This is a genomic window from Dactylosporangium sp. NPDC000555 (assembly GCF_040300025.1).
Lineage (GTDB): Bacteria > Actinomycetota > Actinomycetes > Mycobacteriales > Micromonosporaceae > Dactylosporangium.
In genome coordinates this window covers 50,912-72,775 of sequence record NZ_JBEPDB010000033.1, presented here as the reverse complement: position 1 = coordinate 72,775, position 21,864 = coordinate 50,912, and the positions used below count along the sequence as shown (strand labels likewise).

The window sequence follows — 21,864 nt, the reverse complement described above, 5'->3', positions numbered from 1 at the left end:
GACGACCGCGTCCTCAGCGGTCGAACACGATACCGAGGGCCACCCGCACCGTATGCACGATCACGGTGACCACGGCTCCCGCGGTCAGCACGGCTGCCGCGCTCGCACCGGCGAGGCCGCCCATCATGCCGCTCAGGGCACCGAGCAGGACGGCCGCTGCCACACTCCACGGATCGGTGAGGTGGCGGCGGATCGATCGCCCCCGCCCCGGTTCGACGGCCTCGTCGACGCGCGACGCGCGGTCTGCCGTCGTCGAGGCCGGCGATGGCTGCATGACTCGCTGCGGCGAGCCCTGCGGCGCGGGCGACGGGCCGGCGGCCGTTCCACGCGCCTGCGCAACGGTCTCCTGCGACCCGGCACCGGCGGGCAGCCTCATCGTGACACCGGTCGGCGTGCGTTCCTCGCACGCGTCGAGCAGAATCAGTGAACCCTCCGCCACCACGAGCTCGGGCTGCTCCAGAACCGTCGGCGGCATCCCGAACGCGCGGTGCAGCAGCGTCGCAACGAGTGGGACGCGGCTCGACCCGCCGACGAGGAAGATGCCGCCGACGTCTGACAGCTCGATGCCCGCGCTGCGCACCGCGGCGCGGGTGACCGCGACCGTCCGCGCGATGACCGGTTCGGCGAGCTGCTCGAACTCGTCCCGGCTCACCGGAACGGTGTCGTCCAGGACCGGCAGGTGCACCAGCGTCTGCGAACGCCGGCTCAACGACTCCTTGGCCAGCCGAACGTCCTCCCACAGCTGCCACCGGGCACGACGGTCGGCGGCGGTGGCCGGTCGCCGCAACCGGTCCCAAGCGTCCGGGGCCCGCTGCGCGATCAGCCGGCCCAGGTGCTCCACCAACGCGGCGTCCAGGTCCAGGCCGCCCACCTCGGGCAGCCCTTCACTGGCCAGTACCGTCAGCGCTCCTGCGGGGCCACGCCGAACCACACCGGCGTCGAACGTGCCGGCCCCGAAGTCGTACACCACCGCGCACTGACCCGCACCGACCAGGCCGACCTGGCCGAGGAAGTAGGCGGCGGCAGCGATCGGCTCCGACACGAGTGTCGGGCTCGGCAGGCCGGCACGGACGGCCGCAGCGGTCAACCGGCTCAACCGCGACGTGCCCCAGGTCTCCGGATGCGTGACCACGACACGATCCGGGAGCTGGCCGGCGACCTGCCGCGCCTGCGACGCCACACGTCCCAGCACGGCGGCGACCAGGTCGACCACGTCGGTCTCGGAGCCGCCGAGCAGGACGATCCCGTCTGCCATCCTTCGCTTCGGGTTGGGCTCGTACCGATCCGGATGCACCCGCGCCGACCGCACGGCTTCGGCACCGGACAACACGTCGCCGGGGCCTTCCAGGAGCACCGCCGACGGCAGGAGCGGTGACCCGTCGAAGAGCAGGGAACGTGCCGCACCGTCGCCGCGACGCACCATGGCCACGGTGTTGAAGGTGCCGAAGTCAATCCCGAGCAGCACGCCGTGAGCCATCGTTGCAGGGTACGCGGCCCCCGCAGTTCCGTCCCGCCTTGATCGGTGCATCCTGGTCTGAGCAGCAGCTCGCACGGTAGGTCTGCGAGGGCTGAGCGCGCTCAGGTCCGGCGGCGGGTCAGCAGCAGGATCAGCCCGGCCAGCAGCAGCAACCCGACGCAGACCGCGCCGATGGTCAGCATTTGGATTATCGCATCGCCGAGGACGTTGGGGAACGTGTGGCTGCCCACCTCGTCGTCGGGGGCCCCCTGCCTGCCCGAGAGCAGCGGGTTGGCGGCGACCGGCGCCACGTCGGCGGTGAGCGCCTTGACCAGGTTCAGCCGGCCGTACCCGTACTCGGGGTCGCGTCCGGGCGCGCCCGCGTCGTCGGCCGTGGCGATGAGCCGCTGCACGACGTCCTTCACCGGAAGCTGTGGGTACTTCGCCCGGATCAGCGCCGCCGCCCCGGACACGATCGCGGCCGCGTTACCGGTGCCGTTGGTGGACTCGTAGTAGCCGACGACGCGGCCGCCGCCGGCGGCGGAGACCATCGGGATGTCCACGCCCGGTGCGGCGAGCACCGTCTGCGGCCCGTGCAGCGCCCCGTCCCACACCTTGCCGTCACGGTCCACGGCGGTGACCGCCAGCACGCCCGGGAAGCTGGCCGGCTCGAGGACGGCGGTGCGGCCGGGGAACTCCTTGGCGTCGCCGGTCGAGGCGACGACGAGCACGTCGTGGTCCAGCGCGTACTGCACGGCCCACCGGCCGCCGGCCTCGACCCGGCCGCCCCCCGAGATATTGATCACCTTCGCGCCGTGGTCAACGGCCCACCGGATGGTCTCCGGGATGTACGTCCAGGTGCCCGGGGCGCTGCCGGTCATGGTGCGCACCGAGATGACCTTGGCCTGGGGCGCGATGCCGAGCAGGTGGTCGGCGTCGCCCCCCTTGGCGACGATGAGACCGGCCATGCCCGAGCCGTGGCCCGAGTCGTCGGCCATGCTGTTGTCGTCGCTGAGGTAGGAGATGCCGGCGAGCGCCTGCCCGTCGAGGTCGGGGTGCTCGCCGATGCCGCTGTCGAGGACGGCCACGATGACGCCCTCGCCCTGAGTGATCTTCTGCGCGGCGGCGACGTCCAGCGTGGTGAGGTACCACTGGCGGTCCCGCATGGTCTGCGCGGAGGCCGCCGGCGCGGCCACCATCGGGGTCGCCGCCATCATGGCGAGGGCCGCGGCCAATGCCACCGGGCGCAGCACGCGCATCATCGATCCCCCATCGCTATCTGGCGCGCGCCGAACAGCTGCTGCTCCATCGGCGTCGGCGCCTGCCTCGCAACCTGAGTCTGACATTCGCAGACTTCGGCGATACAGGACAAGTAGCGCCCCGGAACCCGACTCCGGCCAAGCGCCGCGCGTCGCTCCCCTTCAATGCTTGGTCGGTGTGTCAGGGAAGAAGGTGCCCGGATGCCCGGTACAGGCTGTACCACTCGCGCCTGGTGAGCGGGAGCTCGGACCCCTTGGCCGCATCCGCGACGCGGGCGGGGTTGGTGCTTCCGACGACGACCATCGTGGGCTGCGGGAGGCGGGTGATCCATGCGGTCGCGACGGCGATGGGTTCGACGCCGTACTTCGCAGCGAGCAGTTCGAGCTCGCGGCCGAGTTCAGGGAAGCCGGCGGCGTCGAAGATCAGGTGTCCGTTGCCCTGGAACGGCGACCATGCCTGCACGGCGATGTCGTTCGTGCGGCAGTAGTCGAGCAGGCCGCCTCCGTCCACGACGTTCGCCTGGTCGATCTTGATGTTGGCGCTCAGCCCCTGGGTGAGCAGCGGCGCGTGTGCGACGGAGAGCTGCAACTGGTTCGCGACGAGCGGCTGCTCGACCGCCGACCTCAGCACCTCGATCTGGCTGGCGGTGTGGTTGGACACGCCGAACTGCCGGACTTTGCCGGATGCCTGCAACTGGTCGAATGCGCGTGCCACCTCCGCCGGCTCCACGAGGGCGTCCGGACGGTGCAGCAGAAGCAGATCGATGTACTCCGTGCGAAGAGCGCGGAGCGAGGCTTCGACCGACGAGATGATGTGCTCGTAGGACGAGTCGTAGTACGGGGGGTCTTTGACGATCCCGCACTTGGTCTGGATGAACAGGTGCTCGCGTTCCGAGGGGCTGAGCTCGAGAGCATCGGCGAAGCGCGTCTCGCACTCGTGGAGACTGCGGCCGTAGATGTCGGCGTGGTCGAAGGCGGTGACGCCGGCGTCTCGGGCCGCTCGGACGAGCGAGCGGATCGCCTCGTCGTCGAGGTCGGAAATTCGCATGTTGCCGAGAATGATGTTGCTGACGTCGGCGGTGCCGAGAGGGATGTACTTCACCATCGTTCCTTGCTCTGTGTTCCTTGTTTGCATGTGATGTACGAACAACGCACAAGATATGGTGAACGGCAATCAGAAATCCAACATCTGAAACCGATAACTGCCAGAAAGAGAACTGCACAATGGACGCGCGGCAACTCACCTACTTCCTGACTGTCGTGGAAGAGCAGCAGTTCACGAGCGCCGCGCATGCGTGTGGCATCTCGCAGTCCGGGTTGTCCGCCGGGATCCGAGCGCTGGAGCGCTCACTTGGCGCACGGCTGTTCGACCGCAGTACGCGCAAGGTGCGCCTCACGAGCGCGGGTGAGGCGCTCGTCCCGCATGCGCGTGCGGTGCTCGCGGCCCAGTCGGCGGCGCAGTACGCCGTGGCTCGGGCGTCCGAGCGCGTCGAGGGGCTGTTGCGGGTGGGCACGGAGCAGTGCCTCGGAGTCGTGGAGGTCGCGCCGCTGGTGGAGCAGATGTCTCATGCGCATCCCGGCGTCACCATCGAGTTCTTCCAGCAAGGCACGCATGACCTCATCGCGATGCTGCGCGCGGGCCGCCTGGATCTGGCGCTGGTGTCGCACCCCGATGACATCGAGGGCGTCAAACGGACGGTGCTCGGCGCGCGCCGCAGGGTGTTCCTGGCCTCCGAGCCGATGGCGCCGCCAGGCGAGGTGATCGGCTCCTGGAAGGAGCTCGCGTCGTACCCGTTCGTCGACCTGCAGGAGTCGTGGGCGATGCGCACTCAGAACGACCGGATGTTCGAGCAGCGTGGGGTCGACCGTCAGGTGCGGTTCGTCGTGAATGATGTCCACGCCTTGCTCGACCTGATCCAGCGCGGCCTCGCGGTGGCCGTCGTTCCGTCGCACATCGCCGACAAGCCGCAAGCAATCGGTCTGGTGACGCGTGAGCTGCCTGACGATACGCCGGCGTGGCAGGTGCACCTCGCCACGGGCGTGTCGCTGTCACCACCGGCGCGGACGCTCCTCGACCTGGTGCCACGCGCCAGCAGGTAAGCGAGACCGCTCCAGCGGCCGACACGCGCCGCCGCCGTTGGGAGTCGTCCTGGCGAATATGGCCAAAACGGGATATTGGCTCGGGAATTCACCGGCGACCGCTAACCCGCAAAACGGGTTATACCGTGCAAATCACCCGCCCAGGAAAATCTTGTTGCCTATGGGTTGCACGCTTGTTTCCTTTCATGCATAGTCATGTTTCATGAGCGCCTCAGCAGCGGATGGTCAGAGTTCTCCCCAGGCGATGGGAGACATGCTTCGGCGGCTGCGCACCGCCCGGCGGCTCTCGCTTCGCGATCTGGGGGAGGCAGTCGGTCTGAGCGTGGGGTACCTCAGCAAGATCGAACGCTCGCTCGTCGAGCCGAGCGTGCCCGTCCTGCGCCGCCTCGCGGCAGAGTTCGGCATCGAGTGGATCGACTTCTATCAGGCGCCGGCGGAGATGGGGCAGCTCGTCAGGAAAGCGGATCGGCCGCTGATGGTGCCCGCTGCGGGGCAACGGCACTACGCGATCACACGCACGCCCGGCTCCGATGTCGAGATCGGGGTCGTCGAGTACGAGCCGGGCGCGAGCGTTGGCGACGACCGATACACGCACGGCGATGTCCACGAAGTCCTTCTCATTCTCGACGGCGAGCTCGAATTCACGCTTGCGGGCGTCACGCATCTGATGGCGGCCGGGGACAGCATCGAGTTTCGGTCTTCTGTTCCCCATGCCGTGCGCAACGCGAGCGAACGCACGGCGGAGGCGCTGTGGGTCAGCAATCCGCCGGCGGGCACGGCAACGCGCCATCGCGGCGGCGATGCCACCGAGACCTGAGTCGTCGACGACTCATCCACGGATCATAGGAAGTCCTGTCATGAACATGCAGCAGTCAAGAAGGCTCGCGACGAGCGCCATTCTGGCGAGCGTCGTGCTGCTCGGAGCGTCAGCCTGCGGCAGCGAGGGCGATACGCGGCTCGACCAGGTCAGCTTCGGCGTATCGACCAACATGGGCGCCAACAACGCCCCGTTGGCGGTCGCGGAAGCGATGGGGTACTTCAAGGCCGAGGGCCTCGACGTCACGATCACGGTCACAGGCGAGGCGGGGATCCAAGCGACAGCGACAGGCCGGACCGACATCGGGAGCTTCACACCCGATGCGCTCCTGCAGACCCTCGCGAAGGGCGGTCCGAGCTCCGACCTGGTCATGGTCTACAACTACCTCCGCGGCCCGACATCGAGCCTCGCTGTGCTCGACTCAAGCCCGATCCGGTCGCTCGAGGACTTCAGAGGGGCAGTCATCGGTGGAAGCAGCATCGCCTCGGCGAACCTGACGATGAGCGACGCGGTACTCAACACCGTCGGCTTGACGTTCCCCCGCGATTTCGGCCACCTCGGGGTCGGAACCGGGGCGGCCGCGCTGCAGGCCCTCACCTCTGGCAAGGTCGGCGCCCTGTCGTTGTGGGACACCGAGTACGCGGCATTCGAGGCTGCGGGCACCAAGCTGCGATACTTCACGATTCCGGAACAGCAGGCGCTGTTCTCGACGACGTACTTCGTCACGAGCGAGTACCTCAAAAAGAAGCCTCAGGCCATCGAACGTTTCGGTCGCGCGATCGCGAAGGCGACGCTCTTCACGTCGACGAACCCGGAGGCGGCGCTGCGCATGTTGTACCACCTCTACCCGACCACCAGGGGCGCCGGCGTGAGCATCGAGGATCAGCTGAAAGTCGACCTCATCGCCCTGACGGCTCGACTTCGGATCCTCAAGCCGGGTGACGGCCGATACGGCGAGTACGTCCCCGCGAACGTCGCGACGTGGGCGAGCTTCGCCCACGAGCACGGCATGATCACCAACAAGATCGCCGACACCACAGCCATCTTCACGAACCGCTTCGTGGACGCGTACAACGATTTCGACCAGGACGCCGTGATCAGCGATGCACGCAACTGGTCCGACAAAAAGGACTGACATGACCCGGCAGACCGAGACCACCGCGGCCCCCGAGATCGGCCCACCACGTTACACGGATGGCATTCCCGCAATCGACCACCACTCGCACGCGGGATACCTGCGACCGGGCGCGACCGTCGAAGGCATGGACGGCGTCGAACGGGAGATGGTCCTCTCGCATGTCGAGGCGAACCTGCCCAGCGATGTCTACCTCCGCTACGTCGACGCCGAGCGTCATCGCGATACGGAGCAGCTGGCCGAACTCCGCGGGCAATGGCCCATCGACTCCCTGTTCGAGGAGGGCCTGCGCTTTCGCGAGACCTCCATGCACACGGTGACGCTGTTCGGCGGCGCTGCCCAGCTCTTCGGCGACATCGGGCGTGAGGCGCAGATCCACGCGAGTCTGGCCGGCCGGGTCGAAGCGCCGCAGGCTCAGTACGAACGGGCCCTTGTCCTCGCAGGCACCCCTGCCGTGCTGACGGATGTGCCCGAGATCGATACGACAGTGTGGCCGGCCGAGAAGTACCGCCAGATCGCACGGATCGACCCCTACCTGTATCCGTTCGGGCATCCGTCGTGGGATCGGCGCGGTTCGGACACACCTCGGTTCCGCCGGATCTTCGGCTTCGTTCTCGAGCGTCAGTACGAACTGATGGGAGTCTCGAACCGTCCGCAGACGCTCGACGACTATCTCGACTTCGTTCGAGCGTCCCTTCGCCAGCGCGTTGCGGGCGGCGTCGTCGGGCTCAAGATCGCATCTGCGTATGTCCGCTCGCTTCGCTTCGAGGACGTAAGTCGCGCGGATGCGGCCGAGGCGTACACGCGGCTCGGCGCGCTCGAAACGCCCGATCCGGGCCTCGCGAAGGCGGTCGCGGACCACCTGGTCTTCGCCATCGCGGAGGAGGCGGTGCAGCTGAACCTGCCGGTGCAGGTCCACACCGGCGTCGGGCATGCCGAGCCGGGGATCCGTGTGGACGATGCCAATCCGCTCCATCTGCAACAACTGCTCGACACCCCGCGATTGAATCAGCTCAAGGTGATCCTCATCCATGGCGGGTTCCCGTTCACCGACTATCTGACGGCGCTGGCGTACACGCATGGGAACGTCTACCTCGATACATCGCTGCTCCCGCATCTACACGGGCGGCGTGCTGAGCGAGCACTGGAGGACTGGCTCACCTACCTCCCTGCGAACAAGGTCCTTTTCGGGACGGACACGGGGAACCCCGAGCATCACGTGACGAGTACGCAACGCGCGCGAGCGGCCCTCGACACGGTCCTCAGCGCCGGCGTCGCCAACGACTGGTGGTCGACACGACAGGCGCACTGGCTGACGGAGCGCGTGCTGCATCGCAACCTGACTGATGTATATGGGGTGGACATCCCATGAGCGCAGCGGTTGTCGTACGCGACTTGGGCGTTGAGTTCCAGCTTTCCGGCGGGACCGGCGTCACCGCCCTTCGAGACGTCAGCCTGTCTGTCGAGCCGGGACAGTTCGTCTCGATACTCGGCCCGAGCGGGTGTGGAAAGACGACGCTCCTTCGGGTCCTCGCGGGCCTGGAACACGCCACGAACGGCAGGGTCAGCATCGCGGGCGGCAACGACCGGAAAGACGGAGCTCGCGTCGGGATGGTGTTCCAGCGACCGATTCTCCTTCCATGGCGTTCCATCCTGCAGAACGTCCTGCTGCCGATCCAGGTGACGAGGCGAGTCACGGATGCGGATCGAGCGCGTGCTCGAGCGCTGTTGGAGATGGTCGGTCTCGAGGATTTCGAGACCAGTTACCCGAATCAGCTGTCAGGTGGCATGCAGCAGCGTGCGGCGATCTGCCGGGCGCTGATCACCGGGCCCGAGCTGCTCCTGCTGGATGAGCCGTTCGGCGCGCTCGACGCGATGACGCGGGACAACCTGAACGTCGAGCTCAATCGAATCTGGCGCGAGACCGGCAAGACAATCATCCTCATCACGCATTCGATCTCAGAGGCGGTCTTCCTCTCGGAGCGGGTGCTGGTGATGAGCCACCGTCCGGGGCGGGTTGTCGACGAGGTCGACGTGCCCATCGGGTCCACGCGAACGCTCGACGTGCTCGGCATGCCGGCCTTCAACGACACAGCAGCACATCTGCGAGCTCACTTCGAGGTGAGGGCATGACCGCGACCACGAACGTCTCCGTCGATTCCAGCCGCGGCGCGGGGCGACCAGCCCGGAGCCGGAACCGGAGGTGGCGAGGACGAATCGGCCCGATCATCGTGCTCGTCGCGATCATTGGCGCCTGGATCGCGCTCCCGTCGATGAGCGCGGTGCCGCACTATGTCATTCCACCGCTCGCGGAAGTCGTATCGGCACTCACGGATCCGTCGGCGTGGCCGAATTACGGTCAGGGCATCGCGACGACAATGAGTGCGGTCGGCCTTGGGCTGGTGATCGGGGTTGCCGTCGGGCTTGGTCTCGCCCTGCTACTGGCCGAGCTCCCGGTCCTGTACCGCGCCATTTTCCCGTACATCGTCGCCTTGGAAGCGATTCCCAAGGTCGCGCTGGCGCCGTTGTTCGTGATCTGGTTCGGCTTCGGTCTTGGTTCGAAGCTTGTCGTCGTCGTGTTGCTCGTGTTCTTCCCGGTGCTCGTGAACACGGTGCACGGCCTGCGGGAGGTTGACACTGACCGCATCGACCTGTTCAGAGTCGCCGGCGCTTCGAAACTGCAGCGGCTGTGGCGCCTGTCCCTGCCGACCGCTCTGCCGAGCATCTTCAGCGGGCTGGAACTGGCCGTGTCGGGTGCGATGGTCGGCGCGGTCGTCGGCGAGTTCGTGGGCGCGCAGCGGGGCCTCGGGGTGCAGATTCTCGTAGCGCAGGCGCGGATGGACACGGCGGGCGTGTTCGCGCTGCTCATCCTGCTCAGCGCGATCGGTGTCGCGTTGAACACGCTCGTGAGGGTGCTGCGACGACGGGTCGTGTTCTGGGTCAAGCCTCTCCCCGCCCAGACGGTCTGATCTGATCAAGTCGCTCGGAGCTGTTCGCCGGCCTGGTCGGCCGGGAGCAGGGCGAGGGCGGTGGTGACGTCGGTCAGCGGATCTTCGCCGAGGAACAGGCTGCCGTAGCCGGTCGGCACGAGGTCGCCGCGCAGCGCGTCGACGAGCACTCGCACGCCGTCGGCGGGGGGAGTGTGGTGCTGGCGGACCCAGGTCAGCGCGGCGCAGAACCGCAGCAGTGGGTCGTCGCCGCTGAGGTGCGGTTGGAGGGCCTGCCGGGTCCGCGGGCCGGTGTCGTGCAGCGCCAGGCCGAGCAGGATCGCCGCCCGGATCTTGCGCTTCGGTTCGATTGCGAGCCGGTCCCGTAACGCATCCGCGGCGGCCGCGCCCGGTGCGGCGGCGAGCAGCGTGACCGCGCGGCGCCGGAACCCGGCCCGCCGGTGTGCGGCGAGCCTCGTCCAGGTCGGTACCGCGTCGGCGAGGCTGGTGAGCACCTCGTGGTAGGCGCCTTCCGCACCGTGCTCGGCGAGGTGCTCGGCCGGGTTTGTCGCGTCGCCGGGCAGGCTGGCGTGGATGCGTTTGAGGCGTTGCAGGGCGGCGGGTGAGCCGTCCCGGGTGGCGATACCCACCAGCAGGTCCAGCAGCCGCTTCCGGTCGTCGTCGGTGGCGACCCGGTCGACCAATGCGGTCATGTACCGAAACGCCGGACCCGTGGCCTCGGCGACCGTGTGCTGGTGCCACAGCAGGTTCGACAGCACGGCCAGGGCCACGGAGAAGGCGTGCGGGTCCGCCACGGTCAGTCCCTTGAGCAGGAACGGCAGGTGGCTCCCGCTGCCGTGGAACGTGTCGAGGTCGTCCCACGGCACCGCGTCCGCGCCGGCGAGTTCGGGCGGTGTCGGCGCCGCGCGCCAGGTGCGCAGGACATGGGCGAAACGGCCGAGGTTGGCGTTGTTCGCCAACCGGTCGAGGCCCTCGAACGACACGGAGCCGAGGTCGGCGCCGTCGGGGCCGAATAGCCGCCACTGCCCTACCGGCCCGCCGCCGGTGCCGGGCTCCACCGGCCCCTCCGCGATGACCGCGCCGGTGGCGTCCAGGGCCCGCCACCAATCGACCGATGTACCGTCGACGGTGGCGTCGGTCGGGGTGACCTCGGCGGTGCGGCTTCCCGAATCGTCGAACCAGTTCGCGACCACGAACACCCCGTCCCGCGTGATCCGCTCCATGCAGGCGACACCGTTGTCGTGGAACCGCCGGAACGTCTCAGTGCCGTCGGCGGCCCACTCCCGCTCAGAGTCGAGGCGGTGACGGTAGTCCCATGAGCGTTTCAGCCTCGTGCCGTCCGACCCGCGACGCTCCAATCTGACCAGTCCGCCACGGCTGAAGTAGCTGCGCCGTTCGGCCCGTCGTCCGTCGACGAAGTCGGCCTCGACGTAGCTGTGCTCGAAGTGTGACGAATACCGGGCCTGCTCCCAGATTCGCCAGGTCCCAACCGCGTCACCGGTCCCCTCGTCGAGGTCGCCAACGACGTACGCGCGTAGGCCCGCCACCCATATCGCGTCGTCGGGCGCGTCGGCCGGCGGCGGACCGGGCGATTCCTCCTCGACGGCCGGTTCCGCGGCGCCGGCCGGCTCCCGCCGCAGGAGCCGCAGCGCCAGCTCCGGCAGCTCCTCGTACGCGACGTACCGCGCCACACCTGGCGAACGGCCCAGACCGGCGGCCAGGCACAGCTCGACCGAGGCGGCGTCACCGTCCCGGGCCGCCTCGACGAGCGGCTTGTCCCCCCAGCGTCCGACCTCGTGGCCGGCACGATTGTAGACAATCATGTGCGGCGTCCCGTCGGCGTTCCAGTGCCGGGCCGCCCCGTGCAGCTCGCCGTCGCGCCGCCGCACCACCGCCCAGAGCCCGTTCGGGTAGAGATTGGCGATCTCCGGCACTCCGGCCGGTCGGGGCGGCATCGGTTCACCGGCAATGGTCAACTCACCGCCGTCCGCCGCGTAGCAGCGGGTTCGTACCAACACGCCGTCCCCGTCGTAGTCGTTGCGAATGCTCCGGATCGCCGTCGCGCACCCGTCGAACGAGAACGGATCACGGCTCGGGTTGTCCGTCCGATACCCGAGCGCGAACACCACCACGTCATCGGCGTACTCGCAGGACACCGCCAGCGAACCGTCGTCGTGGAACCGCCGGTACGCCCCGCAACGCTTGCCGGCACGCCACTCGCTCTCCACCAGCAACGGCCCGTCCGGCCGCCACGCCCGCCACGTGCCGGACCGTTCGCCGCCATCCCACGACCCGGCCACCCACGCCGGCCACCGCGGACCCGACGGGTACACCTCCCACCCCTCGACGAACTGCGCCTCCACCGGCACACCATCAGGCCGATCCATGCCACAACCTCCAGATCGCCGCCACGCGCCCGACGGCACTATCGCGGTCGTCGAGCATAGGCAGCGCCCGCAACCGGCCGTCTCCATCCCAAGCCTGCCTTCGGACAGGTTGCCGCCATCGCCGCCGCGGTCATCACTCTTCAGGCGCTGACCGCTTGACACGCGCCCGGTCCCCATGCACTCTCATTCCACTAGTAACCTAGTGAAACGGGATTACGGGTGATCGACTTCCACCTCGACGCACGCTCGGGGATCCCCCCGTACCAGCAGATCGTCAGGCAGGTACGCCAAGCGCTGCTGCTGGGGCTGCTCGCCGAGGGCGACAAGCTGCCCACGGTCAAGGAGGTGGTCGCCAAAGTGGCGATCAACCCGAACACCGTGGGCAAGGCGTACCGCGAACTCGAGCACCTGGGCCTGGCCGCGGCAAAGCCGGGGGTGGGGACCTTCATCACCCGATCGCTCGGCCACGCATCGCTCACCGAGCACGGTCCGTTGCAGCAGGAGCTACGCGCCTGGATGGACAAGGCCCGCGCGGCGGGCCTGACCGAGCCAGGCATCGAGGCGATGTTCCAGAACACCCTGCGCGAGAGCGTCGAAGAGGAGAAATGAGCGCGATACTGCAAGCCCATGCGCTGGGCAAGAGATACGGTCAGCGCCAGGCGCTGGCCGACTGCACCCTTGAGCTCCCGCCGGGGCACGTCGTCGGCCTGGTCGGGCCCAACGGCGCGGGCAAGACCAGCCTGCTGAAGATCGCTTGCGGCATGCTCGCGCCGACCACGGGGCGGATCGAGGTGCTGGGCGAACAGCCCAACGGCGGAACCGCGCAACTGGCCCGGATCGGGTACGTCGCCCAGGACACCCCTACCTACGCGAGCCTGTCCGTCGCCGACCACCTGAAGTTCGGCGCCAAGATGAACCCGGGCTGGGACGCGAAGCTCGCGCAGGCCCGCGTCGAGCAGTTGGGCCTGAACCCGAAGCAGAAGGCGGGAAAGCTCTCCGGCGGGCAGCGCGCCCAGCTCGCCCTGACCGTTGCGGTCGCCAAGCGACCCGAACTGCTCATCCTCGACGAGCCGGTCGCCAGCCTCGACCCGCTGGCCCGTCGCGACTTTCTGCGGTACCTGATGGAGTCGGTCGCCGAGCACGGCACCAGCGTCATCCTCTCCTCCCACCTTGTCTCCGACCTCGAACGCGTCTGCGACTACCTGGTCGTGTTGGTCGCCTCCCGTGTACAGCTCGCCGGCGAAACCGACGATCTGCTCGCGCAGCACCACCGGATCGTGTGCACGCGGCGCCAGGAGTCCGCCCTGCCCGCAGGGCTGGAGGTCATCTCGGCGGAGCACACCGACCGCCAGTCCACGTTCGTCGTGCGAAGCGAGCGCGAACTGCCCGCCGGGGACTGGTCCGCCGAACACCTCGAACTGGAGGACCTCGTGCTGACCTACATGGAGCGGGCCGTCGATACCGGGCGCCCTGCCACGATGCGACCGGTGGGAGAAGCGCGATGATCTGGGTAACCTGGCGGCAGTTCCGCGCCCAGGCCCTCACCGTCCTGGTCCTCCTCGCCGCCGCCGCGATCGCCTTCCTGGTTACCGGGTTGCGGATGCACCACAGCTACGCCGCGGAACTGGCCGCGTGCGCCCCGCTGAACGCCTGCGACGGCTCGACCCCCGCCGCGCGGGCGTTGGGTGCCCAGCTCAGCCAGTTGCAGCGAAGCTATGAGCCGATGTTCCAGCTCCTCCAACTTCTCGTGATCGCCGTACCGGCGCTGATCGGCATCTTCTGGGGCGCGCCGCTGATCGGCCGTGAACTGGAGACCGGTACGCACCAACTCGCCTGGAACCAGACCGTGACGCGCACCCGGTGGCTCGCGGTCAAACTCACCGTCGTCGGCGTCGCCGCGATCGCCACCGCCGCGATCCTCAGTTGGCTGCTGACGTGGTGGGCCGGGCCGCTGGACCACCTCAACGGCGACCGGTGGGCGGCGATGACCTTCGCCTCACGCGACATCGTCCCGCTCGGCTACGCCGCGTTCGCCTTCGCCCTCGGTACGACGCTGGGACTGCTGCTGCGCCGCACCCTCCCGGCCATGGCCATCACCCTCGCCGTATTCATCGCCGTCCAGGTTCTCGTGCCCACCCTCATCCGGCCCCACCTGCTGCCGTCGACCACGACCACCTTCGCGATCAACCAGGCCGGCACGAGCCAGTCCCACGGCTTCTCGGGCTCGCAGACGGAATTCCGCTTCGACCTGCCGACACCGCAGGGCGCGTGGCTGACATCCCAGCCGCCCGTGAAGAACTCGTCCGGCCAGGTGGTGCGCATAGAGGATTACCCCGACTGCTTCCCGGAGGATGGAGGCGGCAGGGGCGACGACCTAGACCTGGGTCAGATCGGCGCCTGTCTCGCCAAGGACAACCTCCACGAGACAGTCACCTACCAGCCCGCGAGCCACTACTGGCCGCTGCAGTGGATGGAGACCGGAATCTTCCTCGTGCTCGCCGGTGCGCTGGCCGGTAGCTGCCTCTGGTGGATCCGGCGCCGAGAGAACTGACGGTTCGCCCGCGCGGATACTCGAAGAAACTGGCTGGGGTCACCGTCGGTCGTACCCGCCGTCTGACATGAACGTGGCGAGGTGGTCGGCCTCCTCGGCAACGGCGGCGTGCTCGGCGTGCGTGAACTGCCGTAGCGGCGTGACGCGGATGCCGCCCGCGTTGCAGGTCCACGTGGCGGCCACCCGGCCGTCGACCAGCACGACCCGCTCTCCGGCGACGGACAGACCGCGATGGTCGTGGTCGATGATGCGGCTGCGGTCGTGGTAGCCGAGGATGGCGTTGTCGAAGGCAGGCAGGAAGCGAATGGGCGCAGGAGTGTCTGGGCCGGGCCGGGGAGCGTCGGTCAAGTCGAGCAGTTCGCGGCCGCGGTCGTCACGGAAACTGACCAGCTCGTCGCGGACCGCTGCCACGGCCCTGGGCAGCCCGGCCAGTCCGCACCACGCGCGCAGGTCGGCGCTCGCCGCTGGACCGAATGCGCCGAGGTAGCGCCGCACGAGTTCCTCGCCGACCGGATCGGCCTCGTCCGAGGGCTCGGGTGAGGCGCTGCGGCCGAGCCACTGTGACAGCGGCAGATAGTGCGCTCCGGCGGTGCTGCGCCAGGTGCCGCGCGGCGGGAGCTGGACCGTCGGTACGAGCGCCGCGACGACGGCTTCGCCCAGCGGCCGAGGCGCACGGTCCGGATTCCGCTCGGCCAGCTCGCGTCCGATGACGCCGAGCGAGCGGGGCCGGCCGTCGGACAGGAGCGCCCGTGCCTGGGCCGCGAGCTCGTCCAGGTCGAGCCCGGCGAGATCACGGGCGTACACACCGAGGATCCGTTGGCGTAGCAGCATCTGGTGGCGGGGACGCCAGTTCCAGGCGTCCTCGGCGGTGACCAGGTGCACGGTGCGGCGCATCAGGTGCAGCCGCACCACGGCGCGCCGCTCGAGCAGCCGCGAGAGTTCCGAGGGGTCGAAGCCGCTCACCCGCGACCACAACCCGACGAAAGGTTCCTGCGGTTCCTGCGCCTGCAACCCGCACAGGTGCCCGACCGCGTCGAGCGCGGACGCGTCGGTGCGCTCGAGCAGGAACTGGCGGGCCAGGGTAGCGCGGTTGAGCGCTCGCGCGTCGAGGCGCTCGGTCATGCCCGGTCCGCTGCGGCTCGGTCGGCGGCGCGGCGGCGGCGCACGTGGGGTTGTGTCAGTTCCGGCGGCGCGTAGGAGACGTCGATCGACCCGAGGTCGACGCCGGGCGGGACGACCTCGTCGATCCGGTCGAGGATGTCGTCGTCAAGGGTCGTGCCGGCGCCGGCGAGCAGGTCCTCGAGGTGGGCCGTGGTGCGCGGCCCGATGATGGCCGACGTGACCGCCGGGTGCGTGATGGCGAAGGCCAGCGCAAGGTGGGTCAGCGACAGCCCGGCCTGTTCGGCGATCGGGATGAGCTGCTCGACGGCGTCGAGTTTGCGCTCGTCGGTCATGTGTCTGGGCACCCAGCGGCGGGAGTTGCCGCGCCGATTGGGATCTGTACCCATCGGGCCGTTGACCTTGGTGGCGAGCACAATGTCGTCGCGGCGGCCGCGCAGGGCCTTGCCCACGATCCGTTCGGTCTCGCCGTCGCCGCCGTAGACGTCGGCGGTGTCGATGCAGTTGATACCGGCGTCGAGGGCCTGGTGGATGATTCGGATGCAGTCGTCGTGGTCGGGGTTGCCGTACGGGCCGAACATCATCGTGCCCAGGCAGTAAGGGCTGACCTGGATGCCGGTGCGGCCCAGGGGACGCGTACGCATGCATGGCTCCTTCTCGAGGCCGGGGATCTGGCAACGGAACGAGGCCGCCGGGCTCGGCGCCGCCTCGTCCCGTTGCCGGAACGCGAGGATCAGTCGTTGGCGTACTGCGCGGCGACGTCGAGGATCCACGTGATGCCGAAGCGGTCGGTCAGCATCCCGAACGCCGGCGCCCACTGCGCCGGGCCGTACGCCTCGATGACGGTGGCGCCATCGGCCAGCTTCTCCCACAGCGCGCCGACCTCTTCGACGGTCTCGCCGCGGACGGACAGGAAGAACGGCTCGCCGGTCAGCGTCATGCCGTGCTCGCGCCGGGTGGAGTGCGCCGGCGCGGTGCCGGCTCCGGCCTGGCCGGGCACGTCGTAGACCATGACGCGGAAGCCGTCCTCGGCCGCGACCTGGCCCCAGACGACCTTGCTGGCGTCGGGCAGTTCCTTCGGCATCCCGAAGTCGCCGTACGTGATGACGATGATCTCGCCGCCGAACACCGAGCGGTAGAACTCCAGCGCCTCCCGGGCGTTGCCCCGGAAGTTGAGGTGGGCGGTGGTGGTGATGCTCATCAAGACTCCTGGTGAGAACTGTTTCCGGTGTCATCACCAAGGTTCGACGGCGTAGGTGACAGGTTGTGGCACCTACTCTGGGTAGATTCGAACTCATGCCGAAGACCTCGGGTCGACTGCTGGCCCTGTTGTCGCTGTTGCAGACGCGCCGCGACTGGCCGGGCACGCTGCTGGCCGAGCGGCTCGACATCAGCCTGCGGACCGTGCGCCGCGACGTCGACCGGCTGCGCGAGCTCGGTTACCCCATCGCCGCCGCCAAGGGTCCCGAGGGTGGCTACCGGCTCGGCGCCGGCACCGAACTACCGCCTCTGCTGTTCGACGACGAGCAGGCCGTCGCCCTCACCATCGCGCTGCAGATCGCCGCCACCACACTGGGCGACGGCACCGGCGAGGCGGCAGCCCGGGCGTTGACCACCATCCGGCAGGTCATGCCGTCCCGGCTCCGGCACCGCATCAACGCCCTGCGGATCACCGCCGTCGAACGGCCCGCCACCCGACCGGCCGCCCCGATCGACGGCGACGTGCTCCTGGCGATCAGCTCCGCCGTGCAAGCCCACGAGGTCCTCCGCTTCGACTACGGCTCCGAGACCGCGGACAAGCCCCCGCGCCGCGTCGAGCCGCACCACGTCATCACCTGGGACGGACGCTGGTACCTCGTCGCGTGGGACCTCGGCCGGTCGGACTGGCGCATCTTCCGCGCCGACCGGATCACTCTGCGCATCCCCAACGGCCCCCGCTTCACGCCCCGGGAACTGCCCGGCGGCGACGTGACCACCTTCGTCACCGGCAGGTTCCGCGGCGCTGACAACGGCGCCACCGGCTGGCCCTGCCAGGGCACCGTGATCCTCGACCTGCCGGCCGCGACCGTCGCCCTCTACACACGCGATGGGATCGTCGAGGAGCTCGGCTCGGATCGCTGCCGGCTCACTCTCGGCTCCTGGTCCTGGTCCAGCCTCGCCGCCGCCATCGCCCGGTTCGACACCGAGATCGAGGTTGTCGGCCCCGCCGAGCTTGCCGACGCCTTCGGCCACCTGGCACGCCGCTTCGCCAGAACCGTCGCCGGCCTGCCCGCCGGCGGGACTTCCTGATCGCTGCTCGCTGTGCTCGCGCCCATCGCGGTTCCACAAGGATCGGAAGCGCCAACCGCGGTGAGACCCCACAGAACCGTTGTACGGTCGTGTCACCGTGCAGCGACCACCGGCACGTCGAACTGCGCAGCGACGAACCCGCCGAGAACGGCGCTCGGCCCGCTACCCGGCGACATCACCCTCCATCCGGCAGGCCTGGACCCTCTACCCCACCCACCGCGGCCGGCGAGGCCGCAAAAGCAACCGTGAATGGGAACTGCGCAACCGGCTCACCCGCTCCGCCGCACGGATGCGCGGCGAACACGTCGACGCCCTCCTCGACGAACTCGCCGGCCTACCCGCACCGATCGGTGCACCGATCACCGCCGCGTGGCACGCCAAGGAAGACCTGCTCGACCTGCTCGCCACCGCCCGCACCCACCCGACCAGGAGGAGGTCCGCGACCTGCTGCACCGGTTCTACCGCCACTGCGCCGACGCCGACCTCCCCGAACTGCACCGCCTGGCCACGACCGTCGAGACCTGGTGGCCGGAAATCACGGCATTCCTGCACACCGGCATCACCAACGCGCGCTCCGAAGGCACCAACCGGGTCATCAAGACCATCACCCGCGACGCCTGCGGCTTCCGCAACCCCATCAACCAGCGACTACGAACCCGAACCGCCACCACCCGCAAAGCCCGCGGACATCTCGACCCCCGCTAACTTCGAAGAGCCGCCATCGCCGCCGAGACATTCGGGAAATCGGCACCGGTGGTCCACAAGTACAGCGGTTGCTTGTTCCCGCCTTTCGGAGCATTCGGCGACAATGCCGCTCGGCCGTGCGCGGCATTGTCGAAAAACGGCCGCGATGCACCGGCGGTCGTATATTGCCGCCAACCATTCGTTGCGTTGACCGACCCGCGGGCCGCCGCAGCTGTGGCGTGGATGCGCGACGACGCTTCGGGCCAGGACCGGGCCGCCCGTTGCCGTCCGCCTGGCGCGGCGCGGGATCGCAGTCGTTTGCCGCGGTACTGCTCGCTGGACGTTTCTCCTGTTCAGGTGGCGTGACCGGCGGTGGCTGCGAGGCCGGCACCGGCCCCTGCACCGATCCGTCCCGCTGGTCGCTGACCGCCGGCGGGGTGTCGCCGCGGACACGGCGGAGCTTCTCGGCGTGACGTCTGGCCAGGCCCCATTCCCGATGCCGTGCATGCTCCCGGCGGAACTGCTCATTCGCCGGAGAATAACGACGCGACCTGGTTCTGTCACGCATGGCAGCCAACTCCGCCCGTGAAAACAATTGTAGCTGCCTCATGCATATGATTATCTCGGAACCCGACCGAAACCACCGCCCCGAACGGCAGTCAGTCATTTCAAATGGTGCACCTCATGCGGAGGGCCAGGGGAGCATCGGCGCACAGCTGTGACCACAGTGCGCGGCCAGGCGACACGTCGTCGCCCGCCTCGCCGGTCACAGCCTGGTGCTGGTGCCGCACTGGCCGTACACCGTCGAGCGTCCCGACGCCGGGTCCGACGCTGTGGTGGTGACGCGCTGGCGGGCGGACGGCCCGGCGAAGGCGCTCGTCGACCCGTCGGCCGCGCACACCGTGCCCGGCATCGTGGACGTGGAGCCCGGCCCGGACCACCCGTACTGAGTTGTCATTGAGACGACCGGCTTCAAGGCGGTCTGGCCGGCTGGCCGACCGGGGGTGGCGGCCGACCCGATGACCCGTGGGCGCCGCTGACCCGGCCGCGCAGCGAATCGGGGACGGCTGTCGAGCGACGGTTCCTGTCCAGCTTTCCGACAAGATGGTGTCCGGCTCGCCATCGTCAAGATCCCGTGCTCGGACCATTGCTACAGACGGCGACATCGTTGAAACCGTCGGCGGCGGCAGGCTGAGAACTCGCCGCAGCGGGATCTCCTCGATCGCGAGCGTGGCGGACAGGGCGCGGGAATGCAAGGCACCGAAGAGGGCGACGGCGAGGCTCCGGGGCAGGGTGACCGCCGCGGTGGCGGCACCGAGGTCGCGCATCTCGACGCCGTTCTGGGCGATGATGCCCATATTTGTCCACTGTGCGCTGTCCGCTTCGGAACCTGCGCATGTGCCGGGCGCGGGCGGCGGCGGGTTGCCTGGGTTACGCGACGCGGCGGGGGTCGGCGGGGTTGGGGGCGCCCAAGGCGTCGCGTAGGGCGGCGCGGGAGGTGATGCCCAGCTTCGGGAAGATGCGGTGGAGGTGGCCGCTGACCGTGCGGTGGGAGAGGTACAGCTGCTGCCCGATCTCCTTGTTCGTGAGGCCGCCCGCGGCCAGGGTGGCGATGCGCCACTCCTGCACGGTCAGCGCGGCGGCGCGGTCGTCGGACGGGGCGGCCTCGGCGACGCCGGCGGCGCGCAGCTCGCCGGCGGCGCGCTCCGCCCACGGGCGGGCGCCCAGGCGCTCGAAGGTGTCCAGGGCGGCGCGCAGGTGCAGGCGGGCGACGGCCGTGTAGCGGGTGCGGCGGCGCAGTTCGCCGTGCAGGAGCTGGATCCGGGCGTACTCGAACGGCCACCGTTCCCCGTCGGGGACCTCCAGGGCGGCGGTGAACAGCTCGGCCGCGCGGTCGTCGGGGGCGCACAGCGCGGCCGCGCCGAGCGAGCTCAGGGAGCGGCGGGGCGAGACGTCGGCGATACCGGCCTCCTCGGCGGCCTTGACGTACGCCCGCGCCTCCTCGGCGTGGCCGCTGCGCATCGCCGATTCGACGACGTCCATGACGGTCCACGAGCTGATCACGCCGGGCTCGAAGGTGCCAGGGTTCATCCGCGTGGCCTGCACGTAGGCGTCCTCGAAGCGGCCCTGGCCGATGGCGGCGAGGGCACGCGCGTAGTAGGCGAGGGTGAGCGTGCTGCCCAGGCCGCGCGGCGCGGCCCAGCGGGTGACCTGCTCGCTGAGCGCCCGGGCGACGTCGGCCTTCCCGCGGGCCCCGGCGATGAATGCCAGGTGTACGCGCAGGTGACACTCGAGCAGCTGGTAGCCGTGGGTGGCGGCGAGATTGAGCCCGCGCCGGGCCAGGTCGGCGGCCTCGTCCCACTGGCCGCGGTGGTACGCGTCGGCGCTGAGCACCAGGTAGCCGGAGATGGCCGCGCCGACCGCGCCGCAGTGGCGCTCCCGCTCGATCATGCTGCGGTACAGGTGCCGGTACCCACCGAGCATGTCGATGACGATCGCCGCGAACCCCAGCGGGACGAGCCGCCACGGCGGGGGCATCGTCGGGCAGCGCGTCGAGCGCCGCGGCGAGCCCGGCGCGGATGCGCGCGGAGCCGCGGCCGGGGTCGGGGTCGGTGAGCGTAGCGACGGCTCGCCGCGATCGAGCGCCGTGACGACCAGGCGGGTGGCGAGGCCGGCGACGCCCGGGTCGGCGACGACGGCGATCCGACGGCCGTCGAGCCCGAGGTCGGCGCTGTCGGCGGCTGCCCACTCCAGCGCCGCGTGGGCCTCCTCCAGCGCCACCGGGTAGCGAGCGCCCGGCGACAGGCTGTAGTCGACCGCGACCACCGCCAGCGGGAGGCCGGTCATGAGGCGCGTGGCCATGCGACGGATGCGGGCGTCGGCGGCGGAGCGGGTGCCATCGTGGACGTACAGCACGATCGGCAGCGGCCCGCCGGGCAGCGACGGGCGGGACAGGCGCAACCACGTCGAGCCGACGGGACCGCCCGGAACCGCGAGGTCGACGTGGTTCGGCACTGCAACGGTCATCGGTACTCCAGGAATCTCTCGGTACTCCAGCGGACCCATGCATCGTGCGCGGGCGGAACGGCCCCGTGCATGGGTCATCTGACGCATGTCGC

The 21,864-nt window shown here is 69.5% G+C and carries 19 protein-coding genes and 1 pseudogene; 12 read left to right on the top strand and 8 right to left on the bottom strand.

The window, feature by feature from the left end:
• Positions 1 to 13: 13 nt before the first annotated feature.
• The 3 genes from ABT297_RS21040 to ABT297_RS21030 all read right to left on the bottom strand — a co-directional run bounded on the left by ABT297_RS21040 (position 14) and on the right by ABT297_RS21030 (position 3,817).
• On the bottom strand, positions 14 to 1,477 hold the full coding sequence (locus ABT297_RS21040) for an Hsp70 family protein (RefSeq protein WP_350552022.1): 1,464 nt from the start codon (positions 1,475 to 1,477) through the stop codon (positions 14 to 16).
• Between the two features lie 101 nt (positions 1,478 to 1,578).
• Positions 1,579 to 2,718 (bottom strand): S8 family serine peptidase, encoded by a 1,140-nt coding sequence (locus ABT297_RS21035; protein WP_350552019.1) that lies wholly within the window; start codon positions 2,716 to 2,718, stop codon positions 1,579 to 1,581.
• Positions 2,719 to 2,896: 178 nt separating this feature from the next.
• Entirely contained in the window at positions 2,897 to 3,817 is a 921-nt protein-coding gene (locus ABT297_RS21030; protein WP_350552016.1) for an aldo/keto reductase, read from the bottom strand.
• Positions 3,818 to 3,939: 122 nt separating this feature from the next.
• Between ABT297_RS21030 and ABT297_RS21025 the strand changes: the two genes are divergently transcribed.
• From ABT297_RS21025 to ABT297_RS21000, 6 genes are all read left to right on the top strand, one after another.
• The gene (locus tag ABT297_RS21025; RefSeq protein ID WP_350552014.1) at positions 3,940 to 4,815 is read left to right on the top strand and encodes a LysR family transcriptional regulator; all 876 of its coding nucleotides are present in this window, start codon (positions 3,940 to 3,942) and stop codon (positions 4,813 to 4,815) included.
• A gap of 202 nt (positions 4,816 to 5,017) precedes the next feature.
• Entirely contained in the window at positions 5,018 to 5,632 is a 615-nt protein-coding gene (locus ABT297_RS21020; protein ID WP_350552011.1) for a cupin domain-containing protein, read from the top strand.
• Positions 5,633 to 5,672: 40 nt separating this feature from the next.
• Positions 5,673 to 6,767: an ABC transporter substrate-binding protein gene (locus tag ABT297_RS21015; RefSeq protein ID WP_350552009.1), complete on the top strand. Its 1,095-nt coding sequence runs from the start codon at positions 5,673 to 5,675 to the stop codon at positions 6,765 to 6,767.
• A gap of 1 nt (position 6,768) precedes the next feature.
• A complete protein-coding gene (locus ABT297_RS21010; RefSeq protein WP_350552006.1) occupies positions 6,769 to 8,139 on the top strand; it encodes an amidohydrolase family protein in 1,371 nt (456 codons plus the stop codon).
• Complete coding sequence (locus ABT297_RS21005) at positions 8,136 to 8,900, top strand: ABC transporter ATP-binding protein (protein WP_350552004.1); 765 nt, start codon at positions 8,136 to 8,138, stop codon at positions 8,898 to 8,900. Before ABT297_RS21010 ends, ABT297_RS21005 begins: the two co-directional genes overlap by 4 nt.
• Positions 8,897 to 9,736 carry an ABC transporter permease gene (locus ABT297_RS21000; RefSeq protein ID WP_350552001.1) on the top strand — a complete coding sequence of 280 codons (840 nt, stop codon included), beginning with the start codon at positions 8,897 to 8,899 and terminating at the stop codon, positions 9,734 to 9,736. The genes ABT297_RS21005 and ABT297_RS21000 overlap by 4 nt, the downstream gene beginning before the upstream one ends.
• A 5-nt stretch (positions 9,737 to 9,741) precedes the next feature.
• On the opposite strand, the gene ABT297_RS20995 is transcribed toward ABT297_RS21000, so the two are convergent.
• Positions 9,742 to 12,102: a toxin-antitoxin system YwqK family antitoxin gene (locus ABT297_RS20995; protein ID WP_350551998.1), complete on the bottom strand. Its 2,361-nt coding sequence runs from the start codon at positions 12,100 to 12,102 to the stop codon at positions 9,742 to 9,744.
• Between the two features lie 219 nt (positions 12,103 to 12,321).
• On the opposite strand from ABT297_RS20995, the gene ABT297_RS20990 reads away from it, so the two are divergent.
• Genes ABT297_RS20990 through ABT297_RS20980 form a run of 3 tightly spaced genes read left to right on the top strand, consistent with a single transcriptional unit; the run spans position 12,322 to position 14,653 of the window.
• The gene (locus ABT297_RS20990; RefSeq protein WP_350551995.1) at positions 12,322 to 12,711 is read left to right on the top strand and encodes a GntR family transcriptional regulator; all 390 of its coding nucleotides are present in this window, start codon (positions 12,322 to 12,324) and stop codon (positions 12,709 to 12,711) included.
• Positions 12,708 to 13,607 (top strand): ABC transporter ATP-binding protein, encoded by a 900-nt coding sequence (locus tag ABT297_RS20985; RefSeq protein WP_350551993.1) that lies wholly within the window; start codon positions 12,708 to 12,710, stop codon positions 13,605 to 13,607. Before ABT297_RS20990 ends, ABT297_RS20985 begins: the two co-directional genes overlap by 4 nt.
• Positions 13,604 to 14,653 (top strand): ABC-2 membrane transporter-related protein, encoded by a 1,050-nt coding sequence (locus ABT297_RS20980; protein WP_350551990.1) that lies wholly within the window; start codon positions 13,604 to 13,606, stop codon positions 14,651 to 14,653. The genes ABT297_RS20985 and ABT297_RS20980 overlap by 4 nt, the downstream gene beginning before the upstream one ends.
• Before the next feature lie 39 nt (positions 14,654 to 14,692).
• Here ABT297_RS20980 and ABT297_RS20975 read toward each other — a convergent pair whose 3' ends face one another.
• The 3 genes from ABT297_RS20975 to ABT297_RS20965 form a co-directional block, all read right to left on the bottom strand.
• Entirely contained in the window at positions 14,693 to 15,775 is a 1,083-nt protein-coding gene (locus ABT297_RS20975) for a winged helix DNA-binding domain-containing protein (protein WP_350551988.1), read from the bottom strand.
• The gene (locus ABT297_RS20970; RefSeq protein WP_350551986.1) at positions 15,772 to 16,416 is read right to left on the bottom strand and encodes an aldo/keto reductase; all 645 of its coding nucleotides are present in this window, start codon (positions 16,414 to 16,416) and stop codon (positions 15,772 to 15,774) included. The genes ABT297_RS20975 and ABT297_RS20970 overlap by 4 nt, the downstream gene beginning before the upstream one ends.
• 89 nt (positions 16,417 to 16,505) lie before the next feature.
• A complete protein-coding gene (locus ABT297_RS20965) occupies positions 16,506 to 16,973 on the bottom strand; it encodes a VOC family protein (RefSeq protein WP_350551984.1) in 468 nt (155 codons plus the stop codon).
• A 95-nt stretch (positions 16,974 to 17,068) separates the two neighbouring features.
• Between ABT297_RS20965 and ABT297_RS20960 the strand changes: the two genes are divergently transcribed.
• The 3 genes and pseudogenes from ABT297_RS20960 to ABT297_RS20950 all read left to right on the top strand — a co-directional run bounded on the left by ABT297_RS20960 (position 17,069) and on the right by ABT297_RS20950 (position 19,695).
• A complete protein-coding gene (locus ABT297_RS20960) occupies positions 17,069 to 18,061 on the top strand; it encodes a helix-turn-helix transcriptional regulator (protein WP_350551982.1) in 993 nt (330 codons plus the stop codon).
• 211 nt (positions 18,062 to 18,272) lie between these two features.
• Positions 18,273 to 18,766 (top strand): annotated as a pseudogene (locus tag ABT297_RS20955) (transposase); the annotation flags it as partial.
• Between the two features lie 761 nt (positions 18,767 to 19,527).
• Positions 19,528 to 19,695 (top strand): hypothetical protein, encoded by a 168-nt coding sequence (locus ABT297_RS20950; RefSeq protein WP_350551978.1) that lies wholly within the window; start codon positions 19,528 to 19,530, stop codon positions 19,693 to 19,695.
• Positions 19,696 to 20,176: 481 nt separating this feature from the next.
• On the opposite strand, the gene ABT297_RS20945 is transcribed toward ABT297_RS20950, so the two are convergent.
• Complete coding sequence (locus tag ABT297_RS20945) at positions 20,177 to 21,772, bottom strand: alpha/beta hydrolase fold domain-containing protein (RefSeq protein WP_350551975.1); 1,596 nt, start codon at positions 21,770 to 21,772, stop codon at positions 20,177 to 20,179.
• Positions 21,773 to 21,864: the final 92 nt, after the last annotated feature.

Excerpts from the sequence above, each read along its gene's own strand:
- ABT297_RS20945 (WP_350551975.1), bottom strand. The coding sequence starts at position 21,772 with ATGACCGTTGCAGTGCCGAACCACGTCGACCTCGCGGTTCCGGGCGGT.
- ABT297_RS21020 (WP_350552011.1), top strand. The coding sequence starts at position 5,018 with ATGAGCGCCTCAGCAGCGGATGGTCAGAGTTCTCCCCAGGCGATGGGA.
- ABT297_RS20985 (WP_350551993.1), top strand. The coding sequence starts at position 12,708 with ATGAGCGCGATACTGCAAGCCCATGCGCTGGGCAAGAGATACGGTCAG.
- ABT297_RS20975 (WP_350551988.1), bottom strand. The coding sequence starts at position 15,775 with ATGACCGAGCGCCTCGACGCGCGAGCGCTCAACCGCGCTACCCTGGCC.
- ABT297_RS21010 (WP_350552006.1), top strand. The coding sequence starts at position 6,769 with ATGACCCGGCAGACCGAGACCACCGCGGCCCCCGAGATCGGCCCACCA.
- ABT297_RS21025 (WP_350552014.1), top strand. The coding sequence starts at position 3,940 with ATGGACGCGCGGCAACTCACCTACTTCCTGACTGTCGTGGAAGAGCAG.
- ABT297_RS20995 (WP_350551998.1), bottom strand. The coding sequence starts at position 12,102 with ATGGATCGGCCTGATGGTGTGCCGGTGGAGGCGCAGTTCGTCGAGGGG.
- ABT297_RS21040 (WP_350552022.1), bottom strand. The coding sequence starts at position 1,477 with ATGGCTCACGGCGTGCTGCTCGGGATTGACTTCGGCACCTTCAACACC.
- ABT297_RS20970 (WP_350551986.1), bottom strand. The coding sequence starts at position 16,416 with ATGCGTACGCGTCCCCTGGGCCGCACCGGCATCCAGGTCAGCCCTTAC.
- ABT297_RS21005 (WP_350552004.1), top strand. The coding sequence starts at position 8,136 with ATGAGCGCAGCGGTTGTCGTACGCGACTTGGGCGTTGAGTTCCAGCTT.
- ABT297_RS20980 (WP_350551990.1), top strand. The coding sequence starts at position 13,604 with ATGATCTGGGTAACCTGGCGGCAGTTCCGCGCCCAGGCCCTCACCGTC.
- ABT297_RS20960 (WP_350551982.1), top strand. The coding sequence starts at position 17,069 with ATGCCGAAGACCTCGGGTCGACTGCTGGCCCTGTTGTCGCTGTTGCAG.
- ABT297_RS21035 (WP_350552019.1), bottom strand. The coding sequence starts at position 2,718 with ATGATGCGCGTGCTGCGCCCGGTGGCATTGGCCGCGGCCCTCGCCATG.
- ABT297_RS20965 (WP_350551984.1), bottom strand. The coding sequence starts at position 16,973 with ATGAGCATCACCACCACCGCCCACCTCAACTTCCGGGGCAACGCCCGG.
- ABT297_RS21015 (WP_350552009.1), top strand. The coding sequence starts at position 5,673 with ATGAACATGCAGCAGTCAAGAAGGCTCGCGACGAGCGCCATTCTGGCG.
- ABT297_RS21000 (WP_350552001.1), top strand. The coding sequence starts at position 8,897 with ATGACCGCGACCACGAACGTCTCCGTCGATTCCAGCCGCGGCGCGGGG.